This window comes from Streptomyces sp. NPDC045967 (genome assembly GCF_056430495.1).
Genome location: NZ_JBWKLE010000015.1, coordinates 35,180 through 46,040 on the forward strand (window position 1 = coordinate 35,180; position 10,861 = coordinate 46,040).

Here is a 10,861-nt window from a genome sequence, read left to right on the forward strand (position 1 = left end):
CCCCTGGTGTCCGTGGCGGGAAGCAAAACCTCGTACCACCCCGTTGGAGCCCTCTCCCCAGAGACCCCCCCCCCCCCCCCCCCCTTTTTTCCCCCCCCCCCCCCCCCCCCCCCACCACACAGGGTACGCACAAAGACTGACCGGACGTCAGACCGCCTGGCCGGTGGCCATGTCGCCGGCGTCGGCCACGCCGACCACCGCGCCGGTGCTCTTGGTGGACTTGCGCAGGCGGCGCTCCAGCCAGGAGGCGAAGGAGGTGAGGGCGAAGTTCACCAGGATGAAGAGGAGCGCGATCACGAAGAGGGTCGCGATGGTGTTGCTGTAGTTCGCGGAGATCTGCCGGTTCATGGACAGCAGCTCGGCGAGGCCGAGGAGCGAGCCGCCGAGGGCGGTGTCCTTGAGGATCACCACGAGCTGGCTGACCAGGGCGGGCAGCATCGCGGTGACGGCCTGCGGGATCAGCACGTAGGCCATGGTCTGGCCCTTGCGCATGCCGATCGCCTTGGCCGCGTCGGTCTGGCCGCGGGGCAGGGACAGGACGCCGGCCCGGACGATCTCCGCGATGACGGAGGCGTTGTAGAGGACCAGACCGGTGACCACCGCGTACAGCGGACGCTGGTCCGAGGGGATGTCGGTGAACTGGACGAAGAAGGCCGAGCCGAAGATCATCAGCATCAGCACCGGGATGGCGCGGAAGAACTCCACGACCGTTCCGACGGGCACCCGCACCCAGGCGTGGTCCGAGAGCCGGCCGATGCCCAGCAGGGCGCCCAGCGGGATGGCGATCACCATGGCGATCGCGCCGGCCTTGAGGGTCTCCAGCAGGCCGGGGATCAGGAAGGTGGTCCAGATCTGGCCGTCGGTGACGAAGGGCGTCCACTTGTCGGCGTCGAGCTGGCCCTTGTCGGCCATCAGGGACAGCGCCCACCACAGGGCGAGCCCGAGGAGCACGACGAAGACGCCGGTGTAGATCCAGTTGCGCGCCTTGGCCTTGGGGCCCGGCGCGTCGTACAGCACGGAGGTCATCGCTTCACCGCCACTCGCTTGGCCACCCAGCCCAGCACCAGGCCGGTCGGCAGGGTCAGCAGGACGAAGCCGAGGGCGAAGATGCCGAACACGGCGAAGAGCGCCTGGGCCTCGTTCTCGACCATTTCCTTCATCAGCAGGGCCGCCTCGGCCACGCCGATGGTCGCCGCCACCGTGGTGTTCTTGGTGAGTGCGATCAGTACGTTGGTGAGCGGTGCGACGACCGCCCGGAAAGCCTGGGGGAGCACGATGAGGGTGAGCACCTGGAAGAAGCTCAGCCCCAGCGCGCGGGCCGCCTCGGCCTGGCCGACGGGCACGGTGTTGATGCCCGAGCGCAGCGCCTCGCAGACGAAGGTGCCGGTGTAGGCGACGAGCCCGAGGATCGCGAGCTTGAAGCCGATCTCCTTGAACGTGCCGCCGCCCAGCTCGATGCCGAGCGTCTGGCTCAGGCCCAGCGAGCAGGCGATGATCAGCACGGTCAGCGGAGTGTTGCGCACGAGGTTGACGTATGCGGTACCGAAGCCCCGCAGCAGCGGGACCGGGCTGACCCGCATGCCCGCCAGGACGGTGCCCCATATGAGGGACCCGACCGCCGAGTAGAGGGTGAGCTGAACCGTCACCCAGAAGGCTCCGAGCACGTCGTACTGCCCGGAATCAAGAAAATCGAACACGATGCCCTGCGCTCTCCCCAGGATGGCCGGTGAGGTGCGCCGCCGCCCGTGACAGGCGGGCGGCGGCGCCCCTCACCGATGAATCAGCTGCCTTCGGTGATCTGCGGGGCAGGCTCGCTCTTGTAGTTGGCCGGGCCGAAGTTCTTCTGCACGGCCGCCTCCCAGGCGCCGTCCGAGACCATCTTCTTCAGCGCGGCGTTGACCTTGGTCTGAAGGTCCTTGTCGCCCTTCTTCAGACCGATGCCGTAGGGCTCGTTGCTCAGGCTGAGGCCGACCAGCTTGAACTTGCCCTTGTTCTTGTCCTGCGCCGCGTAACCCGCCAGGATCGAGTTGTCCGTGGTCAGGGCGTCGACCTTCTTGTTCTCCAGGCCGGTCAGGCACTCGGAGTAGCCGCCCTGCTCGAGCAGGTCGGCCTCGGGGGCCAGCTTGGTCTTGACGTTCTGCGCCGAGGTCGAACCGGTGACCGAGCAGAGCTTCTTCTTGTTCAGGTCCTCGGCCTTGGTGATCGAGGTCTCGTCGGCGCGGACCAGCAGGTCCTGGTGCGCGAGGAAGTACGGGCCGGCGAAGTCGACCCGCTCCTTGCGCTTGTCGTTGATCGTGTAGCTCGCGACGACCAGCTTCACGTCGCCGTTGGAGATCAGGTTCTCGCGCTCGGCGCTGACCGCCTGCTTCCACTCGATCTGGTCCGGCTGGTAGCCCAGCTCCTTGGCCACGTAGGTGGCGACGTCGACGTCGAAGCCCGTGTACTTGCCGTCCGGGGTTTTCAGGCCCAGGCCAGGCTGGTCGAACTTGATGCCGATGACGATCTTGTCCTTCTTGGCGTCACCGGACGCACCGCCGTCACCGGCACCCTTGTCGCTGCCGCCGCCACAGGCGGTCGCGGTCAGGGCGAGAGCGACGGCTGCGGCCGCGGCCGCAACGGCCTTGGAGATCTTCATGGTGAACTTCCCTCGGATGAGACGTGGTTGAACGACGAGCGACGCGTACGGCCGCAACCGCGGCCGGCACGAGCCGCCCGCCGGTGGTCCGTCACCGGATGACTACCAGACCGGAACCTCAGTGGTGCAGGATCTTCGACAGGAAGTCCTTCGCCCGGTCGCTGCGGGGATTGCTGAAGAACTGCTCGGGCGCGGCCTCTTCGACGATCTTCCCGTCGGCCATGAAGACGACCCGGTTGGCCGCGGAGCGGGCGAAGCCCATCTCGTGCGTGACGACCACCATGGTCATCCCGTCCCGGGCGAGCTGCTGCATGACCTCCAGCACCTCGTTGATCATCTCCGGGTCGAGCGCCGAGGTCGGCTCGTCGAACAGCATCACCTTCGGCTCCATGGCCAGCGCACGGGCGATCGCCACGCGCTGCTGCTGGCCGCCGGAGAGCTGCGCCGGGTACTTGTCGGCCTGCGAGCCGACGCCCACCCGGTCCAGCAGGGCCACCGCCTTGGCCTGGGCGGCCGCCTGGTCCGTCTTGCGGACCTTGACCTGGCCCAGCATGACGTTCTGGAGCACCGTCTTGTGCGCGAAGAGGTTGAACGACTGGAACACCATGCCGACGTCGGCGCGCAGCCGGGCCAGTTCCCTGCCCTCCGAGGGCAGCTCCTTGCCGTCGAGCGTGATGGTGCCCGAGTCGATGGTCTCCAGCCGGTTGATGGTCCGGCACAGGGTGGACTTGCCCGATCCCGAAGGACCGATCACCACGACGACCTCACCGCGGGCAATGCTCAGATCGATGTCCTGAAGCACGTGCAGCGCGCCGAAGTGCTTGTTGACGTTGCTCAGTACGACCAGGTCGTCCGCGGCGCCGGCCGCGTCCTGCACGTCCTTGGTCACTGATACTCCGCTCATCGGCTTCTTGCTCCGTCCTCCTCGGTTGGGAGGACAGTAGTGACGATGCGTCCACACCGTCATCACATCTGAGCGAGAATTGAGCATAACGATCGGGCTTCGCCCGGATACGCTCCGTACGCCCCGTGGATCGGTCCGTACCGGGTGCATAACGGTAGGCGCGACGAGCCGGAACCCCCTTGACGTGGGGGTCCTCATCGGCGTGGATGCAAGGTGGCTCCGAACGGGGAGCCCGACACGAGAACAGGAGAGGGGGACGACATGAGACTGCTGCTCGTCGAGGACGACGACCACGTCGCCGCCGCCCTGTCCGCGATCCTCGCCCGGCACGGCTTCCAGGTCACCCACGCCCGCAACGGCGAGGAGGCCCTCCAGGCCCTGCTGCCCGCAGGGGCGCCGCCCTTCGGCGTCGTCCTGCTCGACCTCGGACTGCCCGACCAGGACGGCTACGAGGTGTGCGGCAAGATCCGCAAGCGCACCGCCACGCCGGTCATCATGGTGACCGCGCGCGCCGACGTGCGCTCCCGCATCCACGGCCTGAACATGGGCGCCGACGACTACGTCGTCAAGCCCTACGACACCGGCGAACTCCTGGCCCGCATCCACGCGGTCGCCCGGCGCACCGGGGCCTCCGAGGAGGCCGCCGCCACCGGGACCGGGACCCCCGCCACCGTCCGGCTCGGCCCCGTGAGCATCGAGCTGCCCACCCGGCGGGTCAGCGTGGACGGCGCCGACGTCCCGCTCACGCGCAAGGAGTTCGACCTGCTGGCGCTGCTCGCCCAGCGGCCCGGGGTCGTCTTCCGCCGAGAGCAGATCATCAGCGAGGTGTGGCGCACCAGCTGGGAGGGGACCGGCCGGACCCTGGAGGTCCACGTCGCCTCGCTGCGCTCCAAGCTGCGCATGCCCGCGCTCATCGAGACCGTCCGCGGGGTGGGCTACCGGCTCGTCGCCCCCACGGCCCCCACCGCCCCCAGCGCCCCTTAAGGAACCGGCTCCGTGCGCGCCAGGCTGCTCCCGCTGCTCGTCGTCCTGATGGCGGGCACGCTCCTCGCGCTCGGCTTCCCGCTCGCCGTGAGCCTGGCCGCCGGGCAGCAGCAGCGCGTGGTCGTCGACCGCATCGACGACAGCGCCCGCTTCGCCGCCCTCGCCCAGTTCGTGATCGACGCCGAGGGCTCCGGGTCCAGTGGCGCCGACGAGCGCATCGCGACCCTCCAGCGCGAACTCGCCCGCTACCAGGACGTCTACGGCATCCGGGTCGGCGTCTTCTACCGCGACGACAGCGCCATGGCCCGCGCCCCCGGCTGGTGGGAGCTGCCCACCACCGGAGAAGCCCCCCGCGCCTTCAGGGAGGCCCTGGCCGGACGGCGCAGCCACGATCCCGGCCAGGTCTGGCCCTGGCAGGTCAACGGAAAGCTGCTCGTCGCCTCCCCGGTCGTCCTCGACGGGGACGTGGTCGCCGTCGTCGCCACCGAATCACCCACCGACCAGATGCGCGGGCGGATCCTGCGGGGCTGGCTGCTCATCGCGAGCGGACTCGCCGCCGCCATGCTGGTCGCCTTCGGCGCCGCCCTGCGCCTGACCAGTTGGGTCCTCAAGCCCGTCGGGACCCTGGACGCGGCCGCCCACGGCATCGCCACCGGACGGATGAACTCACGGGTGGCGGCCGCCGGAGGCCCCCCGGAACTCCAACGCCTGGCCCGGTCGTTCAACGAGATGGCCGACAACGTCGAAGAGGTACTGGAGCAGCAGCGGGCGTTCGTCGCGGACGCCTCCCACCAGCTGCGCAACCCGCTCGCCGCGCTGCTCCTGCGGATCGAGCTGCTCGCCCTCGAACTCCCCGAGGGCAACGAGGAGATCGCCTCCGTGCGGGCCGAGGGCAAGCGCCTGACCCAGGTCCTGGACGACCTGCTGGACCTGGCGCTGGCCGAGCACGCCTCCGCAGAGATCAGCCTCACCGACATCGGAGCGCTGACCACCGAGCGCGTCGCCGCCTGGCGCCCGTACGCCGAGGAGAAGGGCGTGCGCCTCACCGCGTCGGGCCGGTCCGCCGTCACCGGCTGGGCGGACCCCATCGCCCTGTCCAGCGCGCTCGACGCCGTCATCGACAACGCCCTGAAGTTCACGCCCGCCGGTGAGGAGGTCGAGGTCTCCGTCGAGGTCCTCGAGCGCACCGTCCGCGTGGTCGTCGCCGACCGCGGCCCCGGCCTCACCGAGGACGAGTTGCTGCGCATCGGCGACCGGTTCTGGCGCAGCGGCCGGCACCAGAACGTCAAGGGCTCCGGGCTCGGTCTGTCGATCTCCCGCGCCCTGCTCGCCGCGGGCGGCGGGTCCCTGTCGTACGAGACGAACCCGCCCCACGGGCTGCGGGTGACGGTGGCGGTTCCGCGCACCGACCCGCACACCCTCTGACCTGCGCTCCCCCCTCAGGACGGACACCGTGCCGGCGCGGCACGGACCGGCTGCCCGGCCGCGGCGGGCGGAGCCGGGCCCGGTCTCCTCGGGGTGGGTCGCGGTGTCCGCCGTCCGCGTGCCGGGGAGTCGCCGGGCGCCGGCCGGCGGTGGTGTCGCGTACCGACCGGATCGGCGAGCGGCCGTGCCACGGCTGCCTGCCCGAGACCCGTGATCCGTACCGCCCCTCCCCGCCGTGCGCGGGCCGGGGGTGCCCGGCGGCCCGCGGGATTGGTGCAGCGCAGGCGGCGCATACTGAAGGCGACCCCTCGTCTGGAGCCGCCACCGTGACCAGTCCCACCGCCCCCTTCCCCACGCCACGAGCCGGCGCCTCGGCCGCAGGGCTGACGGTCGCGATCGACATCGGCGGGACGAAGGTCGCCGGGGCGCTGGTGCACCCCGACGGCGCCATGACGGCCACGACCCGCCGCCCGACCCCGCGCGGTGCCGACGCCGACGCGGAGACCGTGATGGCGGCGGTCACCGGGGTGATCGCCGACCTGTCCGCCTCCCCGCTGTGGTCCTCGGCGGTCCGTTGCGGGATCGGCAGCGCCGGTCCGGTGGACTCCTCCCGGGGGACGGTCAGCCCGGTCAACATCAGCGCCTGGCGGGAGTTCCCGGTCCACGACCGGATCACGGCGGAGCTCGCGGCCCGCGGAGCCGGCGTCCCCGCCGTGCTGGCCGGGGACGGCGTGGCGATGACCGCGGCGGAACACTGGCTGGGGGCGGCCCGCGGCCACGCGAACGCCCTGTGCATGGTGGTCTCCACCGGTGTCGGCGGCGGCCTCATCCTGAACAACCAGCTGCACGCCGGCCCCACCGGCAACGCAGGGCACATCGGCCACATCAGCGTCGCCTTCGACGGCGAACCCTGCGTGTGCGGCGGTCGCGGCTGCGTCGAGTCGATCGCCTCCGGCACCGCCATCGCCGCCTGGGCCCGCGCCCGGGGCTGGACCCCGGCGGAGCCCGGTGGCGACGCCACGGCCGCGGGCGTGGCCGCGGCCGCGCAGGCCGGTGATCCGGTGGCCCTGGCCGCCTTCGACCGCGCCGGCCGGGCCCTGGCGGCGGCCATCGCGGCCACCGCGACCCTCGTCGAGACGGACATCGCGGTCATCGGCGGCGGCGTCGCGTCCGCCGGCGACACCCTCCTCGCCCCGATCCGTCGGCACCTCGCCGACTACGCCACCCTGTCCTTCGTCCGGGATCTGGAGGTGGTCCCGGCGAGCCTCGGCACGCACGCCGGCCTGATCGGCGCGGCCGCGGCCGCCGCCATGCTGCTGCCCCACACCGGTACGGCGTCCGCTACGGCTTGACCGAGCGGTAGTAGCGCCGCGCGCCCTCGTGCAGGTCCAGGGGGTCGGTGTAGATCGCGGTCCGCAGGTCCACCAGCTGCGCCGCGTGCACCTCGCGCCCGATCTTGTCACGGCTGCCGATCACCGTGCGGGTGAACCGCTCGGTCAGCGCCGGGTCGGTGGCCTCCGTGGTCACCAGCAGGTTCGGCACGGCCAGGGTGGCCACCGCACTGGTGTTGCGGGCCCGCGCGTAGGCGTCCTGCGGCATCACCGCCGCCCGGTAGTAGCGCGCCGGGCTGCCGCTCCCCTGCAACTGCTCCACCAGGTCGCCGAGCTGCACGAGCCTGATGTCGAAGCGCTCGGAGAGCTCCTCCACGGCGTTCGTCGGCAGCCCGCCCGACCAGAAGAAGGCGTCGATCCGCCCGGCCTCCAGCTCGGCCGGCATGGTGTCGATGCCGATGGACACCGGGGTGACGTCGCGCACCGGATCGAGCCTGGCCGCGGTCAGCAGCCGCTCCGAGATGAGCCGCACCCCGGAGCCCGGCTGCCCGATCGCCACCCGCTTGCCCCGCAGGTCGCCCGCGGACTGCACCGGGGACCCGGCCGGCACCACCAGCTGCACGTAGTCGTCGTAGAGCCGGGCGAGGCCGCGCAGCGAGTTCGCCCCGGGCTTGCCGTCCTGGCGGTACTTGGCCACCGCGTCCGCCGTCGCCACCGTGAAGTCCGCCTGTCCGGCGGCCAGCCGCTGGAGGTTCTGCTGCGAGCCCTCGCTGGGCTCCAGCCGTACCTTCACCTCGGGTACGTCCTCCCGCAGCTGCTGCTTCAACAGCTCCCCGTAGAGGTGGTAGACGCCGGTCTTGACACCCGTGCTGAAGGTCAGCTTCCCCGTGAGCTCCGGCTCCCCGAACGGCTTCAGCCACCAGACGAGCACGCCGAGCAGGGCGAGTACGGCCACCAGGGCCCGCAGGGCGTGGCGCCTGCTGATCCGGGGCGGTACGTGAGGCATGGCCGCGATCCTGCCACCCGCCCGCCGTCCTGTCACCCGCCCGCCGTCCTGCCGCGGGCCACGAGCGCGGGCCGGCCTGCCGCAAGCGCGGGCACCGGCCTGCCACGGCGCGGGCCGAGCCGCACCGGGCGGGCGGAGGCCCTCCGGGCACCGCCTACCCTTGTTCCATGACCAGCAGCAGCGACCGGAGCACGGCAGTGGACGTCAAGGGAACTTACGAGGTGCGCACCTACGGGTGCCAGATGAACGTGCACGACTCCGAGCGGCTGTCCGGTCTGCTGGAGGACGCCGGCTACGTCCGCGCCCCCGAGGGCTGCGACGGCGACGCCGACGTCGTGGTCTTCAACACCTGCGCGGTGCGCGAGAACGCCGACAACAAGCTCTACGGCAACCTCGGCCGGCTCGCCCCCATGAAGACGAAGCGGCCCGGCATGCAGATCGCCGTCGGCGGCTGCCTCGCCCAGAAGGACCGCGACACCATCGTCAAGCGGGCGCCGTGGGTCGACGTCGTCTTCGGTACGCACAACATCGGCAAGCTCCCCGTGCTGCTGGAGCGCGCCCGCGTGCAGGAGGAGGCGCAGGTCGAGATCGCCGAGTCCCTGGAGGCGTTCCCCTCGACGCTGCCGACCCGCCGCGAGTCCGCGTACGCGGCCTGGGTGTCGATCTCCGTCGGCTGCAACAACACCTGCACCTTCTGCATCGTCCCGGCGCTGCGCGGCAAGGAGGAGGACCGGCGTCCCGGCGACATCCTCGCCGAGGTGGAGGCCCTGGTCGCGGAGGGCGTCTCCGAGATCACCCTGCTCGGCCAGAACGTCAACGCCTACGGCTCCGACCTCGGCGACCGCGAGGCCTTCAGCAAGCTGCTGCGCGCCTGCGGCCGGATCGAGGGCCTGGAGCGGGTCCGCTTCACCTCCCCGCACCCGCGCGACTTCACGGACGACGTGATCGCGGCCATGGCCGAGACCCCGAACGTGATGCCGCAGCTGCACATGCCCCTGCAGTCCGGTTCGGACCCGATCCTCAAGGCGATGCGCCGGTCCTACCGGCAGGAGCGCTTCCTCGGGATCATCGAGAAGGTCCGCGCCGCGATCCCGCACGCGGCGATCTCCACCGACATCATCGTGGGTTTCCCCGGTGAGACGGAGGAGGACTTCCAGCAGACGATGCACGTGGTGCGCGAGGCCCGCTTCGCGAGCGCCTTCACCTTCCAGTACTCCAAGCGGCCCGGCACCCCGGCCGCCGAGATGGACGGGCAGATCCCCAAGGAGGTCGTGCAGGACCGCTACATGCGCCTGGTCGCCCTCCAGGAGGAGATCTCCTGGGAGGAGAACAAGAAGCAGGTCGGCCGCACCCTGGAGGTCATGGTCGCGGAGGGCGAGGGCCGCAAGGACGGCGCCACCCACCGCCTGTCCGGCCGCGCCGCCGACAACCGGCTGGTCCACTTCACCAAGCCCGTGGCCGAGGTCCGGCCGGGTGACGTGGTCACCGTGGACATCACCTACGCCGCCCCGCACCACCTGCTGGCCGAGGGCCCGACTCTGACCGTGCGCCGCACCCGTGCCGGGGACGCCTGGGAGAAGCGCAATGCCGCCCCGGCCCAGCCCGCCGGGGTCATGCTCGGGATCCCGACCCTGGGCGTCCCGGCCCCGTTGCCCGCCGCCACCTCGGGCTGCGCGATCGACTGACGAAAGGGCCGCCGGCGGCGACTGGCGCGGTGAACCTTCCCGCTCACGGCACTAGGCTGCGGATCATGCTCGTAGCCGCCGCCGTCTGTCCTGCCCCGCCGCTGCTCGTGCCGGAGGTCGCCGCGGGGGCGGCCGCCGAACTCGGCGACGCCCGCACCGCCTGCTCCGACGCGCTCGCGGTGCTCGCCGCGTCCCGGCCCGACCTGCTCGTCGTGGTCGGAGCCGCCGAGGGGGACCACCTGGGGCCCTACCCGCCGGGTGCCCGCGGCACCTTCCGCGGATTCGGCGTCGAGGCCGACGTACGGCTGGGTGAGGGGGAGGACAGGCCGCGGCTGCTGCCACCCTCGCTGGCCGTGGGCGCCTGGCTGCTGGGCCGCGCCCGCTGGGGTGCGGCGCCGGTCGAGGGGCTCGGGGTGGCGCAGGGACTGGACACCGCGACGTGCCTGGAGACGGGCCGCGATCTGGCCGCGCGGGGCTCCCGCGTCGCCCTGCTCGTGATGGGTGACGGCAGCGCCTGCCGGACGCTGAAGGCCCCCGGCTACCTCGACGAGCGGGCCGCCGCCTTCGACGCGGCGGCCGCCCGCGCCCTGGGCGGGGCCGACACGGCCGCGCTCGCCGCCCTCGACGCCGGTCTGGCGGCCGAGCTGCTGGCCGCCGGACGGGCGCCCTGGCAGGTCCTGGCGGGCGCTGCGGAGAACGCGGGGCTGGGCGGGCGGCTGCTCTACGAGGACGCGCCCTACGGGGTCGGCTACTTCGTCGCGGCCTGGTCGTAGCCCGGCCGCGCCCGGAAGCGGCGGAGGGGGGGGGGGGGGGGGGGAAAAGAACCCCCACCCCCCCCCCCCCCCCCCCCCCCACCCACCCGGGGGCCACGGCGAGGAGCGGGGGTCAAGG

10 protein-coding genes are annotated in these 10,861 nt (G+C 72.0%); 5 read left to right on the forward strand and 5 right to left on the reverse strand.

What is annotated here, in order from left to right:
* Positions 1-147: 147 nt before the first annotated feature.
* The 4 genes from AC07FY_RS24765 to AC07FY_RS24780 form a co-directional block, all read right to left on the reverse strand.
* Positions 148-1,026, reverse strand: coding sequence for an amino acid ABC transporter permease (locus AC07FY_RS24765; RefSeq protein ID WP_479009826.1), 879 nt, complete (start codon positions 1,024-1,026; stop codon positions 148-150).
* On the reverse strand, positions 1,023-1,697 hold the full coding sequence (locus AC07FY_RS24770; RefSeq protein ID WP_479009829.1) for an amino acid ABC transporter permease: 675 nt from the start codon (positions 1,695-1,697) through the stop codon (positions 1,023-1,025). The genes AC07FY_RS24765 and AC07FY_RS24770 overlap by 4 nt, the downstream gene beginning before the upstream one ends.
* Positions 1,698-1,780: 83 nt before the next feature.
* Positions 1,781-2,635, reverse strand: a complete 855-nt coding sequence (locus AC07FY_RS24775) for a glutamate ABC transporter substrate-binding protein (RefSeq protein WP_479009832.1) — start codon at positions 2,633-2,635, stop codon at positions 1,781-1,783.
* Positions 2,636-2,753: 118 nt separating this feature from the next.
* Positions 2,754-3,539 (reverse strand): amino acid ABC transporter ATP-binding protein, encoded by a 786-nt coding sequence (locus tag AC07FY_RS24780; RefSeq protein ID WP_479009835.1) that lies wholly within the window; start codon positions 3,537-3,539, stop codon positions 2,754-2,756.
* A 261-nt stretch (positions 3,540-3,800) separates the two neighbouring features.
* On the opposite strand from AC07FY_RS24780, the gene AC07FY_RS24785 reads away from it, so the two are divergent.
* From AC07FY_RS24785 to AC07FY_RS24795, 3 genes are all read left to right on the forward strand, one after another.
* Positions 3,801-4,523, forward strand: a complete 723-nt coding sequence (locus tag AC07FY_RS24785; RefSeq protein ID WP_479009838.1) for a response regulator transcription factor — start codon at positions 3,801-3,803, stop codon at positions 4,521-4,523.
* 12 nt (positions 4,524-4,535) lie between these two features.
* A complete protein-coding gene (locus AC07FY_RS24790) occupies positions 4,536-5,948 on the forward strand; it encodes a sensor histidine kinase (protein WP_479009841.1) in 1,413 nt (470 codons plus the stop codon).
* A 326-nt stretch (positions 5,949-6,274) separates the two neighbouring features.
* Complete coding sequence (locus tag AC07FY_RS24795; protein ID WP_479009844.1) at positions 6,275-7,300, forward strand: ROK family protein; 1,026 nt, start codon at positions 6,275-6,277, stop codon at positions 7,298-7,300.
* Here AC07FY_RS24795 and AC07FY_RS24800 read toward each other — a convergent pair.
* On the reverse strand, positions 7,290-8,285 hold the full coding sequence (locus AC07FY_RS24800) for a TAXI family TRAP transporter solute-binding subunit (RefSeq protein WP_479009847.1): 996 nt from the start codon (positions 8,283-8,285) through the stop codon (positions 7,290-7,292). The genes AC07FY_RS24795 and AC07FY_RS24800 overlap by 11 nt on opposite strands.
* 167 nt (positions 8,286-8,452) lie before the next feature.
* Here AC07FY_RS24800 and miaB point away from each other — a divergent pair, with 167 nt between their 5' ends.
* Both miaB and AC07FY_RS24810 read left to right on the forward strand, forming a co-directional pair.
* On the forward strand, positions 8,453-9,970 hold the full coding sequence (gene miaB, locus AC07FY_RS24805; protein ID WP_479009850.1) for a tRNA (N6-isopentenyl adenosine(37)-C2)-methylthiotransferase MiaB: 1,518 nt from the start codon (positions 8,453-8,455) through the stop codon (positions 9,968-9,970).
* A 65-nt stretch (positions 9,971-10,035) separates the two neighbouring features.
* Entirely contained in the window at positions 10,036-10,743 is a 708-nt protein-coding gene (locus AC07FY_RS24810) for a class III extradiol ring-cleavage dioxygenase family protein (protein WP_479009853.1), read from the forward strand.
* Positions 10,744-10,861 lie beyond the last annotated feature (118 nt).